The 20,052-nt window shown below is 67.6% G+C and carries 21 protein-coding genes; 16 read left to right on the top strand and 5 right to left on the bottom strand.

What is annotated here, in order from left to right:
- Window positions 1-72 precede the first annotated feature (72 nt).
- Entirely contained in the window at window positions 73-693 is a 621-nt protein-coding gene (locus tag A6A04_RS06625; RefSeq protein WP_245651105.1) for a LysE family translocator, read from the top strand.
- Here the strand turns inward: A6A04_RS06625 and A6A04_RS06620 are convergent.
- Genes A6A04_RS06620 through A6A04_RS06610 form a run of 3 tightly spaced genes read right to left on the bottom strand, consistent with a single transcriptional unit; the run spans window position 674 to window position 2,506 of the window.
- On the bottom strand, window positions 674-1,165 hold the full coding sequence (locus A6A04_RS06620; protein ID WP_068491106.1) for a GNAT family N-acetyltransferase: 492 nt from the start codon (window positions 1,163-1,165) through the stop codon (window positions 674-676). The two genes, A6A04_RS06625 and A6A04_RS06620, sit on opposite strands and share 20 nt — an antisense overlap.
- A gap of 8 nt (window positions 1,166-1,173) precedes the next feature.
- A complete protein-coding gene (locus A6A04_RS06615) occupies window positions 1,174-1,785 on the bottom strand; it encodes a polysaccharide deacetylase family protein (RefSeq protein WP_172822738.1) in 612 nt (203 codons plus the stop codon).
- Between the two features lie 49 nt (window positions 1,786-1,834).
- A complete protein-coding gene (locus A6A04_RS06610) occupies window positions 1,835-2,506 on the bottom strand; it encodes a glutathione S-transferase family protein (protein WP_068491105.1) in 672 nt (223 codons plus the stop codon).
- Window positions 2,507-2,613: 107 nt separating this feature from the next.
- On the opposite strand from A6A04_RS06610, the gene A6A04_RS06605 reads away from it, so the two are divergent.
- The 4 genes from A6A04_RS06605 to A6A04_RS06590 all read left to right on the top strand — a co-directional run bounded on the left by A6A04_RS06605 (window position 2,614) and on the right by A6A04_RS06590 (window position 4,615).
- Window positions 2,614-3,468: a DUF4743 domain-containing protein gene (locus A6A04_RS06605; RefSeq protein ID WP_068491103.1), complete on the top strand. Its 855-nt coding sequence runs from the start codon at window positions 2,614-2,616 to the stop codon at window positions 3,466-3,468.
- A 183-nt stretch (window positions 3,469-3,651) separates the two neighbouring features.
- Window positions 3,652-3,828, top strand: coding sequence for a hypothetical protein (locus tag A6A04_RS06600; protein ID WP_245651104.1), 177 nt, complete (start codon window positions 3,652-3,654; stop codon window positions 3,826-3,828).
- A 43-nt stretch (window positions 3,829-3,871) separates the two neighbouring features.
- Window positions 3,872-4,114: a hypothetical protein gene (locus A6A04_RS06595; protein WP_068491099.1), complete on the top strand. Its 243-nt coding sequence runs from the start codon at window positions 3,872-3,874 to the stop codon at window positions 4,112-4,114.
- An 84-nt stretch (window positions 4,115-4,198) separates the two neighbouring features.
- Entirely contained in the window at window positions 4,199-4,615 is a 417-nt protein-coding gene (locus A6A04_RS06590) for a bacteriohemerythrin (RefSeq protein WP_068491097.1), read from the top strand.
- Here A6A04_RS06590 and A6A04_RS06585 read toward each other — a convergent pair.
- On the bottom strand, window positions 4,569-6,422 hold the full coding sequence (locus A6A04_RS06585; RefSeq protein ID WP_068491095.1) for an aminopeptidase P family protein: 1,854 nt from the start codon (window positions 6,420-6,422) through the stop codon (window positions 4,569-4,571). The genes A6A04_RS06590 and A6A04_RS06585 overlap by 47 nt on opposite strands.
- 280 nt (window positions 6,423-6,702) lie before the next feature.
- Between A6A04_RS06585 and A6A04_RS06580 the strand changes: the two genes are divergently transcribed.
- The 5 genes from A6A04_RS06580 (at window position 6,703) to A6A04_RS06560 (ending at window position 10,638) form a co-directional block, all read left to right on the top strand.
- The gene (locus A6A04_RS06580; protein WP_068491093.1) at window positions 6,703-7,548 is read left to right on the top strand and encodes a hypothetical protein; all 846 of its coding nucleotides are present in this window, start codon (window positions 6,703-6,705) and stop codon (window positions 7,546-7,548) included.
- 61 nt (window positions 7,549-7,609) lie between these two features.
- Window positions 7,610-8,563, top strand: coding sequence for an acetyl-CoA carboxylase carboxyltransferase subunit alpha (locus A6A04_RS06575; RefSeq protein ID WP_068491092.1), 954 nt, complete (start codon window positions 7,610-7,612; stop codon window positions 8,561-8,563).
- A gap of 20 nt (window positions 8,564-8,583) precedes the next feature.
- On the top strand, window positions 8,584-9,315 hold the full coding sequence (locus A6A04_RS06570) for a glycosyltransferase family 2 protein (protein ID WP_068491416.1): 732 nt from the start codon (window positions 8,584-8,586) through the stop codon (window positions 9,313-9,315).
- Complete coding sequence (locus A6A04_RS06565) at window positions 9,312-10,055, top strand: TVP38/TMEM64 family protein (protein ID WP_245651103.1); 744 nt, start codon at window positions 9,312-9,314, stop codon at window positions 10,053-10,055. Before A6A04_RS06570 ends, A6A04_RS06565 begins: the two co-directional genes overlap by 4 nt.
- On the top strand, window positions 10,033-10,638 hold the full coding sequence (locus A6A04_RS06560) for a BON domain-containing protein (RefSeq protein WP_068491090.1): 606 nt from the start codon (window positions 10,033-10,035) through the stop codon (window positions 10,636-10,638). Before A6A04_RS06565 ends, A6A04_RS06560 begins: the two co-directional genes overlap by 23 nt.
- A 1-nt stretch (window position 10,639) precedes the next feature.
- Here A6A04_RS06560 and A6A04_RS23400 read toward each other — a convergent pair whose 3' ends face one another.
- Window positions 10,640-11,803: a PP2C family protein-serine/threonine phosphatase gene (locus A6A04_RS23400; protein ID WP_068491088.1), complete on the bottom strand. Its 1,164-nt coding sequence runs from the start codon at window positions 11,801-11,803 to the stop codon at window positions 10,640-10,642.
- Between the two features lie 28 nt (window positions 11,804-11,831).
- Between A6A04_RS23400 and A6A04_RS06550 the strand changes: the two genes are divergently transcribed.
- From A6A04_RS06550 to A6A04_RS06525, 6 genes are all read left to right on the top strand, one after another.
- Window positions 11,832-12,776, top strand: a complete 945-nt coding sequence (locus A6A04_RS06550) for a helix-turn-helix transcriptional regulator (RefSeq protein WP_322096805.1) — start codon at window positions 11,832-11,834, stop codon at window positions 12,774-12,776.
- Between the two features lie 61 nt (window positions 12,777-12,837).
- A complete protein-coding gene (locus A6A04_RS06545) occupies window positions 12,838-14,361 on the top strand; it encodes an NADH-ubiquinone oxidoreductase-F iron-sulfur binding region domain-containing protein (RefSeq protein WP_082914751.1) in 1,524 nt (507 codons plus the stop codon).
- Window positions 14,358-17,006 (top strand): formate dehydrogenase subunit alpha, encoded by a 2,649-nt coding sequence (gene fdhF, locus A6A04_RS06540; protein WP_068491084.1) that lies wholly within the window; start codon window positions 14,358-14,360, stop codon window positions 17,004-17,006. The genes A6A04_RS06545 and fdhF overlap by 4 nt, the downstream gene beginning before the upstream one ends.
- A gap of 198 nt (window positions 17,007-17,204) precedes the next feature.
- Complete coding sequence (locus A6A04_RS06535) at window positions 17,205-17,675, top strand: 4-hydroxylaminobenzoate lyase (protein ID WP_068491083.1); 471 nt, start codon at window positions 17,205-17,207, stop codon at window positions 17,673-17,675.
- Window positions 17,676-18,467 (top strand): alpha/beta fold hydrolase, encoded by a 792-nt coding sequence (locus A6A04_RS06530; protein WP_068491081.1) that lies wholly within the window; start codon window positions 17,676-17,678, stop codon window positions 18,465-18,467. It abuts the gene before it with no gap.
- Complete coding sequence (locus A6A04_RS06525) at window positions 18,464-20,008, top strand: 3,4-dehydroadipyl-CoA semialdehyde dehydrogenase (RefSeq protein ID WP_068491079.1); 1,545 nt, start codon at window positions 18,464-18,466, stop codon at window positions 20,006-20,008. Before A6A04_RS06530 ends, A6A04_RS06525 begins: the two co-directional genes overlap by 4 nt.
- Window positions 20,009-20,052: the final 44 nt, after the last annotated feature.

Below are 20,052 nucleotides of genomic sequence, written 5' to 3'. Positions count from 1 at the left end.
ATCAGCCGTTGCCAAGCATGGCCGATTCGTCGTACCTGACGCGCGACACTCTGGCCCGGTGAAAGCTCTCCCTTGGACTCCATACCCTTCCTGCGCGGCGTGATGATCGGCTTTTCCATCGCCGCCCCCATCGGCCCGGTGGGCATCCTCTGTATTCGCAAGGCCCTGGCCGATGGGCGCCTGGCCGCCTTCGTGGCCGGTCTGGGCGCCGCCATGGCCGATACCGTGTTCGGGGCGGTGGCGGCCTTCGGCGTCGGCGCCATCATGAGCTTCATCAACGGCCAGATCACTGCCATCAAGGTGGTGGGCGGGCTGTTCATGATCTGGCTGGGGGGCCACACCTGGCGGGCCGCCGCCATCGCCATCGAGGCCGAGCCGGGCAAGGGGCCGGGCATGCTGAAGGACTTCGTCTCCACCTTCGCCATCACCGCCACCAATCCCGGCACCATCTTAGGCGTGGCGGGAGTGTTCGCCGCCCTGGGGCCATCGGCCCAGCCGGGGGGTGTTCAGTCGGCATGGCTGGTGGCAGGCATCTTCTGCGGCTCGACCCTGTGGTGGCTGATCCTGTCGGCGGTGGCCTCGGCGGCGCGAGCCCGCTTCACGCCCGAGCGCATGCGGCTGTTCAACCACCTGTCGGGCGGATTGCTGATGGTGTTCGGCCTCGCCGCCCTGGTCAGCCTGATCGCCTTCTGAGGAGTATCTCGGCCCGGCCCGGCGCCACCAGATCCTCCAGCGGCGCGACCTCGACGAAGCCCCGCGCCGCGTAGAACACCCGCGCCGAGGCGTTGAAATCCGAGACGCAGGCCCACAGATTGGGGGTGATCCCGGCGGTCTGGCCCGCGACCCAGTCCACCACCGCCCCACCCAGGCCGCGGCCCTGATGGGCGGGGAAGACGGCCAGCAGCTCGATATAGGCGCCGCGCAGCCAGGGCCAGCGCACCGCCAGCAGTCCGGCGCGGCCGTCCTCGCCCCGTTCCACCGCGAAACGGGCCAGGGCGGCATCGTCGCGGGCCAGATAACGCTCCAGGGCAGTGGCATTGAAGCCCAGGCTGAGCCACGGGTCCTGGGCCGCCAGCGCCTCGGCCATGGGGCGGCAGTCGGCGGGTTCCAGCGGCCGCAGGCGGCAACCGTCCAGGGCATGACGCTCGGGGGAGAAGGGGCTCATACCACCACTCACTTCATCACCTCGTCCAGGCGGACGAAGCCGTATCCCCGCTTGCGCAACTCGGCGAGGATGCCGGGCAATGCCGCGCCGGTGGCGGGCGCCCGGCCGTTGACGTGGAAGATCAGGATATTGCCCGGCCGGGTCCGGGACAGCACCCAGTCGGTGAGATGGGCGGGCGTCACCCCCCGGGCGGGATCGCCAGAGGCGAAGCTCCAATGCACCACTGTGTGGCCCAGACTTTCCACCTCGGCCAGGGCGGCGGCATCGTAATTCCCGGCGGGAAAGCGGAAGAAGCGGGGCCTGCGACCGGTCACGCGCTCGATCTCGGAATCGGTCTCCGCCACCTGACGGCGCAGGCGGGGGCCATCCAGGCGTTCCATGTGCTGGGGGTGGTCGAAGGAGTGGTTTTCCACCTCGATCCGCCCGGTTTCGGCCAGCCGCGCCAGTCCGGCGGCATTCCGCCGGGCGAACAGGCCGGTGACGAAGAAGGTGGCGGGAACCTTCTCGGCCTCCAGCACCGCCAGGATGGACGGGTCCAGCAGGGCGGGAGCATTGGGGGCCTCGCAGCCGTCGAAGGTCAGCGCCACCACCTTGTCGCGGCCGGGCAGTTGGGTGACCACCTCGGCCCCGGCGGGGACCGCGAGCAGAAGGAAAAGAGCGGGGAGAAGCCTAGAAATCCAGGTCGGCATAGTGCCGGGGCGGCGGCATGCCGGGCAGGTGATCGGCCAGCACGGCGCGGAAGCTGGGCCGCGACTTGACCCGGGCATACCAGTCCTTGGCGCCCACATGGGCGTCCCAGGGGACGTCGCCCAGATAGTCGATGGCGGAAATCTGGGCGGCGGCGGCGATATCGGCCAGGGTGAAGACCGAACCGCCCAGGAAGGCGCGGCGCTCGGTCAGCCAGGCCACATAGTTGAGATGCTCGTGGATATTGGCGAAGCCCGCCCGGATCTTGCGCGAATCCGGCTCGCCATGCTGGGAGGACAGCCGCTTGTAGACCTTCTCGCCCACCAGATTGAGGGTGACCTCGGTGTGGAACTTGCTGCCGAACCAGCCCACCAGGCGGCGCACCTCGGCGCGGGCCAGCGGGTCGGCGGGCAGCAGCGGCGGCTCGCGATGGGTCTCGTCCAGGTATTCGGCGATGGCGACGGCGTCGGCCAGGGCGGTGCCGCCCTCCTCCACCAGCACCGGGACCTCGCCCGCCGGGTTCAGGGCGGTGAAATCGGCGCGGCGCTCCCAGAACTTCTCGACCTGGGGCTCGAATTCCAGCTTCTTTTCGGCCAGGACCACCCGCACCAGACGGGAGAACGGGCACAGCGGATGATGATACAGGGTCCTCATTCCCCCCTTTTAGCGCGTTTTGCGCTGCGGGAACAGTGACTCGGATCACTTGACTCGCACGGCCATCGCGCCGACCCTTTGCACCCGCCTTCCGAGAGGACAGAACCATGGCCTTCCTCGACCACATCAACGCCTGCAATCGCCACGACCTGTCCAAATTCCTGCCTTTCGTGGTGGCTGGCGAACGGATCGGCCATATCCGTCACGACATGGCGCGACGGCTGGCGGCCTTTCCGGCGGTCTTCCGGCGGTCTGGCGGTGCGGTCGAGTTGCACCCGGCCCTGACCAGCCCGGACGAACGCAGCCTTGCCCTGGACGAGGTCTGTCTCGAATTGCAACGTGATTGGGGAACACCCCGGCTGCGGGGCGAGCGCTATCGGGTCGGTCGCCGCCTCAACGATCCGCCGCTGATGAGCGTCGATCGCGGCGTGGTCAGCCTGTTCGGCCTGCGCGCCTATGGCATCCATGTCAACGGGCTGGTGCGCCGCCCCGATGGACTGCATCTGTGGATCGGGCGCCGCGCCCTGGACAAATCGGTGGCGCCGGGCAAGCTCGACAACATGGTGGCGGGTGGCCAGCCCATGGAGCTGACCCTGCATGAGAATCTGCGCAAGGAAGCGGCCGAGGAAGCCGATATTCCCGCCAGCCTGGCCGCCACCGCGCGGCCGGTGGGGGCCATCGCCTATTGCATGGAGGATGAATGGGGCCTGAAGCCGGACCTGATGTTCTGTTTCGACCTGGAGGTCCCCGCCGATTTCGTCCCCCGCAATACCGACGGCGAGATTTCCGATTTCCAACTGATGCCGGTGGCCGAGGTGGCCGAGCGGGTGCGCCATGGCGACGATTTCAAGTTCAACGTCAATCTGGTGCTGATCGACTTCCTGATCCGTCATGGCGTCCTGTCGCCCGACTTGGAAGCCGATTACGCCGAGCTGGTGGCGGGGCTGCGGCGCGGCGCCTAATCACAGTCTGCTCTAAGCCGACAACACCCCTGCCCATCATTTCCCGCAGGGAAGATATGGTTGTGATTTCTAGTATCACTTCATATCATCACCTGCATGAGCACATGCACCCTGCCGACCGACTGCCAAAAGAAGTTCCAGGCGACCTCCAATTGCATCGAGTGTGGGGTCTGGGTTGACGCCATGGTGATTCTCGGGGATATCGCCTTCTGTCCCCTGGACACGACCTGCCATCACCACGAGGCCTGCGCCGAGGAAGCGGCGCGCTGTGCCAGCGACCTGCATCATGGCTCGCCGCTGCGCTCGAAACTGCTGGACCGGCTGCGGCACGTGGCCGCTCCGCCGCCCTTGCTCGACTGACCGCCGCAAGGCCTTGTTAGCTACCAAGCAGAGGGAGACCGCCTTGGCCGACTGCTCCGCGACCTGCGCCCCAGCCCCCGCCCATCAGGCCTGCGCCCTGCCCTGCGACGGCTGCGACGAGGCCATCGCCGCCGCCCGCAGCCATGGTCGCGGTCATGACCTGCATCAGTCGCAAAGCGATGGCTGCTGGGTGGTGCGGATCGGCTTCGCCGAGAAGCTGCGCAGCGACAGTCCCTGCCTCGCCTGCTCGTATTTCCGCAACAAGACCGAACTACTGACCGGCTGACCCCCACCACGCCTTCCGCTTGCGTCTTGCCCCGATTTCGATAGAGTTCCGGCGCCTTTTTCGCCGTCTTCGGATCGTCGCACCATGATCGCTCCCCATTCCGTCATTCGCTGGACCGACTCCCTGCTGCTGGGGGTCGAGTTCGTCGACCACGACCATCGCCATGCGGTGGACGCCATCAACCATCTCGCGGCCCTGGCGGTGGAAGGCGGCGACCTGACGGCAGACGCCGAGGCGTTCCGCGATCATTGCGCCGAGCATTTCGCCCGCGAGGAAGCCATGATGACGCGGACGGCTTTTTTCGGGCTGGAACCCCACCGCGACGAGCATCAGCGCGTGCTGGCCGAACTGGACGGCATCATCCTCCGGCTGAAGGCCGGTGAAGACTGCCGCGACTATTTCACCGAAGCCTTGCCCCAGTGGTTCCTGGAACACCGGGCGACCATGGATTTCGTCACCGCCGATTTCGCTCGCGAGCGGGGATGGACCGGGCCGGGCTGAGCGGCCGGGTCGCCTGCTCCAGCCACTGCGCCACCTGGGGCTCCACCAACGGCGAAATCTCGTCCCGCACCCGGGCGTGATAGGCGTCCAGCCAGCCAATCTCCTCGGAGGTCAGCAGCCTTGTGTCGATCAGGGCGCGATCGATGGGCGCCAGGGTCAGGGTCTCGAAGCCCAACAGCGCCCGCTCTCCCCCCGCGGGTGTCTTGACCGGCACCACCGCCACCAGATTCTCGATGCGGATGCCATAGGCCCCGGCCTTGTAGTAGCCGGGCTCGATGGACAGCACCATGCCCGGCTTCAGCGCCACCGAATTGCCCAGCTTGGAAATCCGCTGCGGCCCTTCGTGCACCGACAGATAACTGCCCACCCCGTGGCCGGTGCCGTGGTCGTAATCTAATCCCTCGCCCCAGAGCGGTTGCCGCGCCAGCACGTCCAACTGGCTGCCGGTGGTGCCCACCGGGAACAGGGACCGGGCCAGGGCGACATGCCCCCTCAGCACCAAGGTGAAATGGCGGCGCTGGCGGGGCCGGGGCTTGCCCACCGCCACGGTCCGGGTGACGTCGGTGGTGCCGTCGCGGTACTGCGCCCCCGAATCCACCAGATACAGCTCGCCCGGCATCAGATGGCGGTTGGTCGCCGGACTCGAACGGTAGTGAACAATGGCGCCATTGGGACCGGCACCGGAGATGGTGGGAAAGGACAGGCCCCTGAAATTCTCGCCCGGCCGACGAAACCCCTCCAACGCCGCCGCCGCCATCAGTTCGTCCACCTGACCGCCGGGCGCCTGCCGGTCCAGCCAGCACAGGAAACGGGCCATGGCGGCACCGTCGCGACGATGGGCGGCGCGCAGCCCGGCCAATTCCACCGGATTTTTGCAGGCCTTGGGCAATTGGCAGGGATCGGCCCCACGCTCCAGCCTGGCGCCCGCCGCCGCCAGCAGCTCGGAAATCCGGGCGGGCGCGGTGGCGGCATCGACCCGCACCCGGGCACCGAGGCGGCCCAGCCGCTCCAGTTCAGCCTCCAGATCCGTCGGAGGCCGCACCCGGATATCGGGGCCGAGATGGGCCGCCAGCCCATCGGGAAGCTTGGCCGCATGGATGAACCAATCCACGGACGCATCGTCATGCAGGACGGCGAAGGACAGCGGCAACGGCGTATAGGCCACGTCACCGCCCCGCACATTGAGCAGCCAGGCGATGGAATCGGGCGCGCTCAAGACCAGGGCGGACAGTTGTTCGGCCGCCAGGGCGGCGGCGATATCACGGCGCTTGTCGATGGAGCCGAGACCGGCCAGGGCCTCGTCCTGGACCTCCACCGGCGCCATGGGGGGCAACGGCCGGTCAAGCCATACCGCATCCAGCGGATTGTCGGGACAGGCCACCAGTTCGGCACCCACCCGCTCGCAGGCCAGCCGCAACGCCTCCACCTGATCGGCGGTGTGCAGCCAGGGATCGAAGCCCAGCCGGTCACCCTTGGCCAAAACCTCGCCCAGCCAGCGGGTCGGGGGCTGTTCCACCAGATGCAGCGGCTGAAAGCGGGTGGTATCCACCTCGGCCCGCACCTGCAGGGTATAACGGCCGTCCACGAAGATGGCGGCGCGATCCACCAGCACCACCGCCGCCCCCGCCGAACCGGAAAAGCCGGTCAGCCAGGCCAGCCGCTGGGCCGAGGGCGGCACGTATTCGCCCTGATGTTCATCGGAACGGGGCACCATGAAGCCGGTCAGGCCGCGACGCGCCAGTTCGGCGCGAAGGGCATCCAACCGCTGTGGCGCTGCTGGCCCGGTAATGGCGCAGTCATCGGTCATGGGGTCATTCCGCCTGTGGTGTCGCTTGCTTGCCTCCTTAGAAAGGTAGTGCATGACCTTCGACGGTGATAGCCCCGTTTCCGCCGATTCAAACTCACCCCAGGGTTGCCAATCCCGGCAAGGTAACGAACTAATGCCGCAATGCAGCAAGAAGCCTCCCCGATTCAGTCCTAGACAAAGGTTGGCGTACCCATGGCAAGCTTCAATCAATCATGCGTTTGATGTAAGATACTTCTGTATTAGGCTTATGTTTTTATTTTGTTAACAAAGGTGGGCCGGCATGGGATCGCAGGAAACGCCGTCGGTGGCCGAACCGGAGACGGCCATGCTTCTGCGCGAGCCTGGGGGCAAACGCTGCCGGGGCGTCGCCGGGGTGGCGGTACGCGCCATGATCGACCTGCTGGACGAGTCCGCCCATGACGGCGCCGTCACCATGGATGTGGTGCGGCGCATCGCCAATGCGGTGCTGTCGGCCAAGGGACCACTGTCCGACTATTACGCCAACTGGGAAATGGGCTGTGATTCGGCCTTCGCCCTTCGCCGCATCGAGCAACAGCGCACCGATTTCATCGGCCGCATCATCACCCAGCCGTTTCATCTGCTGCTCAACGATCCCGACAGCGGCATCGAGCGCAAGAACCTGCCCCAGTTCTTTGCCGCCGTCCGCATGATCATCGGCGAGGAGCCGTTCGAGAAGCTGCGCACCCGGGCCAACGAGGCCGCCGAGCGCCACCGCACCAATGAGAGCATGGTGGCCTGGGACGATTTCTATCGCGATTTCGACGTGCTTTTGATCTTCGAGACCATGGCGGTGGCCATCGCGCGGAGCTTCCGCCGCTTCGAGCCGCGCAAGGACTGGTTCCTGATCATCATGAATTCCAACCCGTCCTCCATCTCGACCGCATCCAACGCCTTCATTCCCAAGAAGTCCGAGGACAAGCTGACCCGCGAATTCGGCGAACCCCAGATGAGCCGCCTGCTGCTGACCCTGTTCTCGGAATTCCGGCTGGAGACGTTCACGCCCGAGCGGAAAGCCGCCTTCATGGAGCGTTGGGGCTCGGAGCCGGAAAAGGTGTTCGGCCCCCTGTTCGTCAGCCTGCTGGCCATGGCCCCGGCCGGGACCTGATGGTCTGGGCGACGCGTCTCTCCGCTTGCTCCGGACCGCGTGTGCTTGTATGACTTCCCCCATGCATATCCTTGAATTTGAAAAGCCCATCGCCGAGCTCGAGGGCAAGATCGAGGAGCTGCGACACCTGTCCGATGGTGGCGACGTCAACATCGCCGACGAGGTGGGCAAGCTCCAGGCCAAGGTCGACAAGCTGTTGCGCTCGACCTATGCCAAGCTCACGCCCTGGCAGAAGACGCAGGTGGCGCGCCACCCCGAGCGTCCGCACGCCCTGGCCTATATCCAGGCGCTGATCGAGGACTTCACGCCGCTGGCCGGTGATCGCGCCTTTGGCGAGGATCGGGCCGTGGTCGGCGGGCTGGGCCGCTTCCGGGGCCGCTCGGTCATGGTGATCGGCCACGAGAAGGGCCACGACACCGAAAGCCGCATCCGGCACAATTTCGGCATGGCCAAGCCCGAGGGCTACCGCAAGGCGGTGCGCCTGATGGAAATGGCCGACCATTTCCAGGTCCCGGTGATCACCCTGGTTGATACGGCGGGCGCCTATCCCGGCGTCGATGCCGAGGAACGCGGCCAGGCCGAGGCCATCGCGCGCTCCATCGAGACCTGCCTCAATGTCCGGGTGCCGGTGGTTTCGGCCATCATCGGCGAGGGCGGTTCGGGCGGGGCCATCGCGCTCGCCACCGCCAATACCGTGCTGATGCTGGAACACGCCATCTATTCGGTGATCAGCCCCGAGGGCTGCGCCTCGATCCTGTGGCGCTCGGGCGAGAACGCCAAGGACGCGGCGGAACAACTGCGCCTGACCGCCCAGGACCTGCTGAAGCTGGGCATCATCGATTCGGTGGTGCCCGAGCCCATGGGCGGTGCGCACCGCAATATCGACCTGATGGTCCAGACCCTGTCCATGTCGCTGGATTCGGCGCTGCGCGATCTTTCCAACATGGAAGGCGGCATCCTGCGGGCCCGGCGGCGCGAGAAGTTCCTGGACATGGGGCGGGCGGGGCTGTCGTGACCGGCCTTGCCACCACCGACATGGCCCCCGAGCTTTCGGTGGTGGTGCCGGTCAAGAACGAGGCCGAGAACATCCTGCCGCTGCTGGAGGAAATCCATGTGGCGCTGCAGGGCAAGGTGCTGTTCGAGGTCGTCTATGTGGATGACGGCTCCGACGACGCCACCGCCGCCGTGCTGGATCAGGCCCGCCTGATCCATCCCCGCCTGCGGGTGGTCCGCCACCATGTCAGTTGCGGCCAGAGCCAGGCGGTGGCCACGGGCGTCCGCCATTCCCGCGGCCATCTCATCGCCACCCTGGACGGCGACGGCCAGAACGATCCCGCCGATCTGCCCGCCATGCTGGAAAGCTGGCGCGCCGCCCCCGATGCGATCCGCCCCGGCCTGATGATCACCGGCTGGCGCGCCGCCCGCCGCGACAACGGCCTGCGCCGCCTGTCGTCCAAGGTGGCCAATACCGTGCGCTCCAGGCTGCTGCGCGACGGCATTCCCGATTCCGGCAGCGGCATCAAGCTGCTGCCGCGCGCCCTGTTCCTGGACCTGCCCCGCTTCAACCACATGCACCGCTTCATGGCCGCCCTGGTGATCCGGGCGGGCGGATCGGTGCGCACGGTCAAGGTCAACCACCGCCCGCGCGAGCGCGGCACCTCGAAATACGGTGTCTGGAACCGCCTGTGGGTCGGCATCGTCGACCTGTTCGGGGTGATGTGGCTGATCCGCCGCGCCAGCAATCCGGTGGTCGAGATCCGGGAGTGACCCCGTCCCGGCCGTCCCACCCGCTGCTCAATCCCCGCGCCCTGGCGCGCGGCATGGTGCTGATCGTCACCTTTGCCGCCATCGGCTTCCTGATCGACGCCATGGGCTTCAAGGAAGCCCTGGACACCCACTGGGTCGATGCCGAAATTCGCGGCCAGGGGGTGCGCGGCGACGCCCTGTTCGTGCTGGTGGGCGGCGTCTTCATTGCCATCGGCCTGCCGCGCCAGGCGGTGTGCTTTCTGGCGGGCTATGCCTTCGGCTTCGCGGAAGGTCTGGTCTGGGCCAGCCTGGCCTCGCTGGCGGGCTGCGTCACCGCCTTCTTCTACGCCCGGTTCATGGGCCGCGATTTCGTCACCGCCCGCTTTCCCGACCGCATCCGTCGCATCGACGCCTTCCTGGCGGGCAATACCCTGTCCATGACCCTGTTGATGCGGCTGTTGCCGGTGGGCAGCAACCTGCTGACCAATCTGGCCGCGGGAGTCTCGGGCGTGCTGGCCCTGCCCTTCTTTGTCGGCTCGCTGTTGGGATACCTGCCCCAGACCGTGGTCTTCGCCCTGCTGGGCAGCGGCATCTCGGTGGATCCGGTCTTTCGCATCGGCGCCAGCGTGGTATTGTTCGTGGCCTCCGGGGTGATCGGCGTCTGGCTGTTTCGGCGCTATCGCCACGGTCGGCACCTGGATTCGGCAACCGAAGCAGCCCTGGACGAGACTGGCGACGATGACCCCGAGCAAGCCCGCTAGACTGACCGCCCCCCTGGCCGTCCTCGTGGCCGCCCTGATGCTGGGCGGCTGCGGCGCCTCCGATCCCGGGCGGCCATCGCCGACCACGGCCGTCACGCTGAAGACCGATTCCTCCGGCCGGGTGGCGCGGCCACGGGCCGAACGCAACCAGGATGACTCGGTGGGCCGCGCCGTGCTGAGCGCGCTGCGCCAGAACGACGCCACGGCATTCAAGGGCGTGTCGGCCCTGGCCTGGGACGGCCGCGTGCTGCTGGCGGGCGCAGTCGCCAAGCCGGAACAGCTGCGCCGGGCCGAGCAACTGGCCAAGGGCATTCCCGGTGTCGCCACCGTGTTCAACGATCTGGTGCTGGACGAGAATCCGGCCTCGCCCGCCTTCGTGCCCGATGTGGCGCGCGAACAGAAAATCTATGCCGGGCTGCTGGGCCAATCCGACATCACCGGCGCCTATGTGGTCCGCGTGATCAACGGCGCCGCCACATTGATGGGCAGCTCCACCTCTCGCGACGACGTGGTCCGGGCCATGGCCTTCGCCGCCGATATGGACGGCATCAAATGGGTGGCCGACCGGGTGCTGGTGCCCTGACTTATGGGGGAGGGTCTCCGACCCTCTCCACCCAGACCATGGACAGGTCATCGTCGAAGCGCCAACCGGCGCGCATCAACGCCTCGATCTCGGCCTCCAGGTCGCCGGAATATCCCGCCGCCAGCCGCCGTGCCCCCTCGTCGCCGAACAGGTTGCCATCGGCATCCGCCGCCTCGATCAATCCGTCACTGTGCAGCAACAGGCCGTGGCCGGGAGCAAACGGCAGCTCGAGCGAGCGATAGCGGGCCTCGGGCACCAGCCCCAGGGGATGGGAGGACTCGCTGATCAGCCGGACCAAGCCGGTCGGGTCGCGGTGGATCGGCCCCGGCGCCGCGGCCATGGCGACCTCGACCACGCCGCGCTCCATGTGGAACACCGCATGGACCATGGCGGCGAACTGCCCACGGCGCAGCACGCCCAGCAGGGTCTGGTTGACCCGTTCCAGCAAGGCAGCCGGGTCGGTCAAGAGGTCCTGCTTGCGCGCCATCATCACATGCAGGCGAAAGGTATTGATGGCGGCCGCCACGCCATGGCCGGTGAAATCCACCAGATAGACGGCGAAGGCCTGGGGACCGAGGGCGATGACGTCCCACAGGTCGCCCCCAAGTTCATCCGAGCTGCGAAACACCGAGGCCAGCCGCACGCCATAGGCCGCTTCCACCGCCTTGACCCGCTCGGGCCCCGGCAGCAGGGCCAGTTGCATGTCCCGCGCCGCCGACAAGTCGCGCCCCAGCCGGTCGCGATAGCGGCTCAGGCGCCCCACCAACAAGCGGGAGCGCAGATGGACCGATACCCGGGCGGTGAATTCGCGCCGGTCGATGGGTTTGACCACATAGTCGGCGGCGCCAAGGTCAAAGGCCCGCACCCGTTCCGGCTGTTCGCCCAAGGCGGTGGTCACGATCACCGGCGTATCGTCATTGGCCGGGTCGGCGCGGAAGCGCTCCAGAAAGCCGAACCCATCCAATTTGGGCATCATGATATCCAGGATGATGATGTCGGGACGCAGGCTGGCGGCCATGTCCAGCCCCTCCAGTCCGTTGGTGGCGACCTCGACGCGGCCGATTCCCATGGCGTCCAGCATGGCGCGGATCAGTTGCTGGTTGATGATGCTGTCTTCCACCAGCAAAGCGCAGCAGGTGGAAAAATCGGTGCTGTCCCGCGTCACGTCCGCTCCCCTACTCTCATGATCTATTATGCACGACACTGGTCAGACAGCCAGAACCATGCTTCATTATTCCCAGCATCAAGGGCCAGAGAATCGGGGCATGGGAGATCAGGCGGAATTCGTGGCCATGGCCAGGCGGCTGGGGGACCGGGTCCGGCGGTTTCGCGCCCGGCGCGGCATGTCGCGCAAGGATTTGTCCCAGCATGCGGGTATTTCCGAGCGCTATCTCGCCCAGTTGGAAGGCGGCCAGGCCAATGTCAGCTATAATATCCTGTGGCTGTTGGCCCAGGCCATGGACCTGCCCATCACCGAACTGATCGAAGCCGAGGCCGAGGACCAGAACCCCGATCTGATCCTGGCCCGCAAATTCCTCGACACATTGACGCCGGACCAGCAGTCCGAGGCCTATGTCTTGCTGCGCCAAAGCTTCAAGCGCGGCATCAAGCTGTCGCGCCGGGTCGCCCTGGTGGGCCTGCGCGGCGCCGGCAAGACCACGCTGGGCGAAAAGCTGGCGGAGCGCTACGGCGTGCCCTTCGTCCGCGTCACCTCGGTGATCGAGCAGATCGCGGGCATGGACATGACAGAAATCCTGCTGTCCATGGGCCAGAAGGGCTATCGCAAGCTGGAATACAGCGCCCTGGACGCCACCATCGAAAGCCATGCCAGCTTGGTGCTGGAATCGGGCGGCTCGCTGGTGTCAGAGTCCCAGACCTATGACCTGCTGCTGCAATCCTGCTTCACCGTCTGGGTCCAGGCCACCCCCGAGGAGCACATGCACCGGGTCATGGGCCAGGGCGACCTGCGCCCCATCGAGGGCCAAGGCCAGGCCGCCATGGAAGACCTCAAATCCATCCTGGAGGCGCGACGCCATCTCTATGGCCGCGCCGACGCGGTCCTCAACACCTCGGGCAAGACGGTGGAACAAAGCCTGGAAGAACTGTCGCGCCTGACCGCCCCCCATCTGGGCTTGTGATTTTCCTACCGCTCCCGATCCAGTCATGCATTATAATGCATGAAAGCCTATCGGAGACGTCATGCCGCCCCGCCACCTCCTGATCGAACATCTGCACCGGCTGCAGGACCGCCATGGCGGCCTATATCACCGCGACTTGGCCGAACTGGCGGCGGAGTTCCGGCTGGCCGTGTCGGAAGTGGTGGAGACCGCCAGCTTCTACGCCCATTTCCGCTTGCTGGAGGAGGGCGAGGCCGCCCCCAAGGCCACCCTGCGGGTCTGTGGCGGCCCCGCCTGCCGTATGCGCGGCGCCGACCAGTTGCACTCTGCCCTGACCGGAATGGGCGAGTCGTCGCTGCGGGTGGAGGAGGCGCCCTGCATCGGCCTGTGCGACCACGCCCCGGCGGCGCTGGCGGGACGGGTGCCGGTAAGAGGCGCCAGCCTGGACGCGGTGCGATCCGCCCTGACCGGGCCGCCTCCCAACCGTCCCCAGCCCATCCCCCATGATTTCCGGGTCTGGCGCCGCTGTGTCGACGGCATCCTGAGCCGCGAGGCGGCCCTGGCCGGGTTGGAGGCCTCGGGCCTGCGCGGCATGGGCGGCGCCGGGTTCCCCGCCGCCCGCAAATGGCGGATGGTGGCGGCCCTGCCCGGCCCCCGGCTGGTGGTGGTCAATGCCGACGAGGGCGAGCCCGGCACCTTCAAGGACCGCCATTTCATCGAGACCGCCCCCGACCGGGTACTGGAAGGCGCCCTGGTGGCCGCCTGGGTCACCGACGCCGAGGCGATCTACCTCTATCTGCGCGACGAATATCCTGACCTTCACGCCCTGCTGTCCGAGCGGATCAAGGCGCTGCCCGAAGGCGCGCCCCCCATTCATTTGCGCCGGGGCGCCGGGGCCTATGTCTGCGGCGAGGAATCCGCCCTGATCGAGAGCCTGGAGGGCAAGCGTGGCCTGCCCCGGCAGCGGCCGCCCTATGTGGCCGAGGCCGGGCTGTTCGGCCGGCCCACCCTGGTCAACAATGTGGAGACGCTGTACTGGGTGTCGCGCCTGCTGGACGAGGGTGCCGGGCTGTTCACCAGCCGGGGCCGCAATGGTCATTCCGGCCTGCGCAGCTATTCCGTCTCGGGCCGGGTCAGATCACCCGGCGTCAAGATCGCCCCCAACGGCCTGACCATCGCCGAACTGATCGACGAGTATTGCGACGGCATGGAGGACGGCCATCATCTGGTCGCCTATCTGCCCGGCGGCGCCTCGGGCGGGTTCCTGCCCGCCCATATCCGGCCGCCGCTGGCCTTCGGCGCCATCGAGGAGCATGGCGGCTTCATCGGCTCGGCGGCGGTGGTGGTGTTCTCCCAGGCCGACGACCTGCGCCAGATCGCCCGTGATCTGGCCCGTTTCTTCGCCCATGAAAGCTGCGGCCAGTGCACGCCCTGTCGCCTGGGCACCGTGCGGGCGGCCGACATAATGGAGCGGCCCGCCTGGGACCTTGCCCGGCTCGACGACCTTGCCCATGTGATGCGCGAGGCCTCCATCTGCGGCCTGGGCCAGGCGGCGCCCAATGTCTGGCAAAGCCTGATCCGCCATTTCCCGGAGTTCGCGTCATGACCCGCTTCGTCCTGGATGGCGTCGAGGTCGAGGCCAAGGCCGGAGAGACCCTCTGGCAGGTGGCCAAGCGCCTGGGCCGGACCATTCCCCATCTCTGCCATGCCGACCGCAAGGGTTTTGCGGCCGAGGCCAATTGCCGCGCCTGCGTGGTGGAGATCAAGGGCGAGCGGACCCTGGCCGCCTCGTGCCGCCGCCCGCCCAGCCCCGGCATAGTGGTGGTCACCGCCGGCGAGCGGGTGGAGCGGGCGCGGCGCATGGTGTTCGATCTGTTGGGCGAGCCCGTCACCGCCCCGCCCGCCGACCTCAGCCACCCCGCCATGGCGGTGCGGCTGGAGGCCTGCATCCTGTGCGGGCTGTGCGTCCAGGCCTGCCGCCAGGTCCAGGGCAACGACGTCATCGCCATCAAGGGCCGGGGCGCCGCCAGCCGTATCGTGTTCGACCAGGGCCTTCCCCTGGGCCAAAGCTCGTGCGTCGGCTGCGGCGAGTGTGTCCAGGCCTGCCCCACTGGCGCCCTGGCCCCCGCCCGGCCCCAACCCGAGGCAACCACCCAGATTGACTCGCTCTGCCCCTATTGCGGCGTCGGCTGCCAGGTCACCTATCATGTGGCCGATGGCGCCATCGTGCGCACGGAAGGCCGCGACGGGTTGGCCAACGAGCAGCGGCTCTGCGTCAAGGGTCGCTTCGGCTTCGACTATCCCCGCCACCGCCACCGCCTGACCATGCCGCTGATCCGCAAACCCGGCGCGCCCAAGGAGCCGCTGGACCCGGCCGATCCCTTCACCCATTTCCGCGAGGCGAGCTGGGACGAGGCGCTCGACTTCGCCGCCGCCGGATTGAAACGGCCTCCTTCCGCGTTAGCGGGCCTGGGCTCGGCCAAGGGCTCCAACGAGGAGGCCTATCTGTTCCAGAAGCTGGTGCGCACCGGCTTCCAGACCAATAATGTGGATCACTGCACCCGGCTGTGCCATGCGTCCTCGGTGACGGCGCTGCTGGAAGGCATCGGTTCGGGCGCCGTCACCGCCCCGGTGGCCGAGGTCGCCAATGCCGAGGTCATCGTCGTGATCGGCGCCAACCCCACCGCCAACCATCCGGTGGCGGCCAGCTTCATCAAGAACGCAGTGCGCAAGGGGGCGAAGCTGGTGGTGGCCGATCCGCGCGGCCAGGCGCTGGACCGTTTCGCCGAGCACAGCCTGCGCTTCAGGTCCGGCACCGACGTGGCCCTGCTCAACGCCATATTGCATGTGATCGTCTGCGAGAAGCTTTACGATGCCGACTTCGTGGCGGCGCGCGTCACCGGGTTCGAGGCCCTGGCCGAGCATGTCATGGCCTATGCCCCCGAGGTGATGGCTCCGGTCTGCGGCATCGAGGCCGACACCATCCGCGCGGTGGCGCGACTGTTCGCCACCGCCCGTTCCGCCATGATCCTGTGGGGCATGGGCATCTCGCAGCACGCCCACGGCACCGACAATTCGCGGGCCCTGATCGCGCTGGCGCTGATCTGCGGCCATGTGGGGCGCAAGGGCAGCGGGCTGCACCCCCTGCGTGGCCAGAACAACGTGCAAGGCGCCTCGGATGCCGGGCTGATCCCCATGATGCTGCCCGACTACCAACGGGTAGGCGAGGAGGGGCGCCGCGCCCGGTTCGAGGCCGCCTGGGGCATGGACCTCGACCCCACCCCCGGCCTGACGGTGGTGGAGATGATGGACGCCGCCCTGGCCGGGCGGCTGCGCGCCATGTATGTCATGGGCGAGAATCCCGCCATGTCGGACCCCGACCTGTCCCATGCCCGGGCGGCGCTGGCCGGTCTCGACCATCTGGTGGTCCAGGACATCTTCCTGACCGAGACCGCCATGCTGGCCGATGTGGTGCTGCCCGCCTCCGCCTTCGCCGAGAAGACCGGCAGCTTCACCAATACCGACCGCCATATCCAGATGGGCCGCGCCGCCGTGCCCCTGCCCGGCGACGCCCGCCAGGACCTGTGGATCATCCAGGAACTGGCGCGGCGCCTCGGCCTGGACTGGCGGTACAGCGGCCCGGCCGAGGTCTTCGCCGAGATGACGACCGTCATGCCCTCGCTGGGCGGCATCACCTGGGAGCGGCTGGAGCGCGAAGGCGGCATCACCACGCCCCAGGGCAAGGCCATCCTCTTCGACGACGCCTTTCCCACCCAAGACGGCAAGGCGCGGCTGGTCCCGGCCTCGGGCATCGCTCCGGCCGAGACGGTGGATGGCGACTACCCCTTCATCCTGACCACCGGCCGGGTGCTGGAGCACTGGCATACCGGCTCCATGACCCGCCGCTCCGAGGTGCTGGACCAGTTGCGCCCCCAGGCCGAGATCACCGTCAATCCCGATGATCTCGCCGCCCTGGGCGTGGCCGAGGGCGGCCGCCTGCGCATGGAAAGCCGACGTGGCGCCGTGGAGGCCGCCGCAAAGCCCGATCCCCGATTGCCGCGCGGGCTGGTGTTCATGGCCTTCTGCTATGGCGAGGCGGCAGCCAATATGCTGACCAATCCGGTGCTGGACCCCATGGCCAAGATTCCGGAACTGAAGGTCTCCGCCGTCCGCCTTCTTGCACTGGGTGAAGTCGATGATTCCCTCTCCCGCGAGCGGGAGAGGGTGACGAGGCGAAGCCGAGACGGGTGAGGGCGCGCGCGTCGGCGCGCCATCCGACTTTGTATTCGCAGCCACCAAGCCCTCACCCCGACCCTCTCCCGCAGGCGGGAGAGGGGGAAAGCGGATCTGTTTCCTTCACCCCAACGCCCGTCTCTATGCATTATAATGCTTCTAAGGCGGCGATGTAGGTGCTATAGTGCAGCAAGTTCAGCAGGCGGAGGCTTTGACGTGTCCAAGACCCAATTCCAGGCGCTGGTGTCCACCATCACCTCCTCCATCGCGGGCCGCGCCGTCGACGACGACCTGAAAGCCTTCCTCGCCGCCCAGTTTCCCCCCGAGGGCGAGACCTTCAAGGCCATCGAGGCCGCCTGCCACCAGGGCGTGGCCGAGGGCTGGATGTGCGACAAGGAACATGGCGGCATCCGCTACGGCCGCGTCATCGAGGCCACCCCAGATCTGGCGGGCTATTCCGTCGATGTGGTGCTGATGAAGGACCTGGCAGGACCCCATCACCGCCATCCCGAGGGCGAGATCGACATGGTGATGCCCATCACGCCCACCGCCAGATTTGACGGTTCGCCCAAGGGCTGGGTGGTCTATGGCCCCGACAGCGCCCACCGCCCCACGGTGAGCGAGGGGGAATCCCTGGTGCTCTATCTGCTGCCTGGCGGCAAGATCGACTTCACCCGGAATAAATAAATGTGGCGCGAGCACACCCACGGCACCATCGATCTCGGCGATCAGGTGCTGGAATACAAATGGCTGCATCCGCGCGTCGCCGGGCGGCCGAGTCTGGTGCTGTTGCACGAAGGGCTGGGCTGCGTCGCCATCTGGAAGGGCTTCCCGGAAAAGCTGGCCGAGGCCACCGGCTGCGGGATCTTCGTCTATTCCCGCCGGGGTTACGGCAAATCCTCGCCGGTGCCGCTGCCGCGCCCGCTCACCTATATGCATCACGAGGGACTCGACGTGCTGCCCCGGCTGCTGGAGACCCTGGACCTGGGGCCGGTGGTGCTGGTGGGTCATTCCGACGGCGCCTCCATCAGCCTGATCCATGCGGGCGGCACCCCCGCCCCCACCGTCCTTGGCGTGGTGGCCATGGCGCCCCATGTGATGAACGAAGAGGTCTGCGTCGCTTCCATCCGCCTCGCCAAGACCGCCTATGAGAGCGGCGATCTGCGCGCCCGCCTGATCGGGCTGCACCACGACAACGTGGATTGCGCCTTCTGGGGCTGGAACGGCGCCTGGCTCGACCCCGACTTCATGGCCTGGAACCTGGAGGAATTCCTGCCCGGCATCCGCGTGCCGGTGATGGTGATCCAGGGCAGGGACGACGAATACGGCTCCGCCGTGCAATACGACTCCATCCAGGCCAAATGCGGCGGTTCGGTGGAGGTGGTGCTGCTGGACAAGTGCCGCCACTCCCCCCACAAGGACCAGCCCGACACCACCCTGGCCGCCATCGCGCGTTTCGTTGAAGGACTCACCCCATGATCAGACTGCAAAGCTATCTCGCCGGGCGTTGGCAGGACGGAAGCGGCCCCGGCGCCCAACTGACCGACCCGGTCACCGGCGAGGAATTGGCCACCGCCTCGGGCGACGGACTCGATCTGGCCGAGGCGCTGGATTTCGCCCGCGCCAAGGGCGGCCCGGCGCTCAGGGCGCTGACCTTCGCCGCCCGGGCCGGTCTGATCAACGCCGTGGCGGGCGTGCTGGCCGAGAACCGCGAGCGCTACAACGCCATCGCCCTGGCCAATTCCGGCAATACCGCCATGGACGCCATGCTGGACGTGGATGGCGGCATCGGCACCCTCAAATACTACGCCTCGCTGGGGCGCAAGCTGGGCGAGGTCCACACCCTGGTGGAAGCGGGCTCCGACCAGTTGTCCAAGGACGAGAATTTCCGCTCCATCCATCTGTGGACCACGGTGCACGGCGCCGCCGTCCACATCAACGCCTTCAACTTCCCGTCCTGGGGATTGTGGGAGAAGGCGGCGGTCTCCCTTCTCGCCGGGGTGCCCTTCCTGGCCAAGCCCGCCACCGCCACCGCCCTGCTGGCCTATGAGATGGTCAAGGACGTGATCGCGGCCAATGTGCTGCCCGAGGGCGCCCTGTCGCTGCTGTGCGGCGGCGGCCGCGATCTGATGGACCACCTGAAGCCCGGCGACGTGGTCGCCTTCACCGGCTCGGCCGACACCGCCCTGATGTTGCGCTCCCACCCCAACGTGACCACCTCCAACATCCGTTTCGCGGTGGAGGCCGACAGCCTCAACCTCTGCGCCCTGGGCCCCGACGTCACCCCCGACTCACCGGAATTCACCGCCTTCATCAAGGAGGTGGTACGCGAACTCACCGTCAAGTCGGGCCAGAAATGCACCGCCATCCGCCGTATCCTGGTGCCACGCAACCGGGTCGAGGCGGTGACGGCGGCCATGGGCGCCGCCTTCGCCAAGATCAAGCAGGGTGACCCCCGCGATCCCGATATCCGCATGGGGCCGCTGGTCAATGCCAGCCAGACCCGGGCCGCCCTGGACGGGCTGGTCAGGCTGGCCGCCGAAGCAAGGGTGGTGGCGGGCGGCGGCGAGGCCAAGGGAAATTTCCTGCCCCCCACCCTGCTGCTATGCGACCTGCCCACCGAGGCCCATGCGGTGCACGAGGTGGAAGTGTTCGGCCCCGTCGCCACCCTGATGCCCTATGATTCCATGGAACAGGCCATCGCCCTGGCCCGCAAAGGCGGCGGCAGTCTCGCCGCCTCGGTGTTTTCCGGCGACAGCGCCTTCACCTCCACCTTCGTTCCCGCCATCGCCACCGCCCATGGCCGGGTGCTGGTGGTGGACGCCACCGTGGCGGCCAGCCAGACCGGCCACGGCGTGGTGATGCCCCATTGCGTCCATGGCGGGCCGGGCCGGGCGGGCGGCGGCGAGGAATTGGGCGGCCTGCGCGGATTGCGCTTCTACATGCAGCGCACCGCCATCCAGGGCAACAAATCCACCCTGGAAGGGCTGGCGGCGGTCTCGGCCACCGTGGCGCTGTAGCCAATGCATGAAAAAGCCCCCTGGCCCAAAGGCCAGGGGGCGTT

The organism is Paramagnetospirillum marisnigri, from assembly GCF_001650715.1.
GTDB classification, from domain to species: Bacteria; Pseudomonadota; Alphaproteobacteria; order Rhodospirillales; family Magnetospirillaceae; genus Phaeospirillum; species Phaeospirillum marisnigri.
Note: the sequence above shows the minus strand (reverse complement) of the source record. Positions and strands in the feature narration are given on the sequence as shown.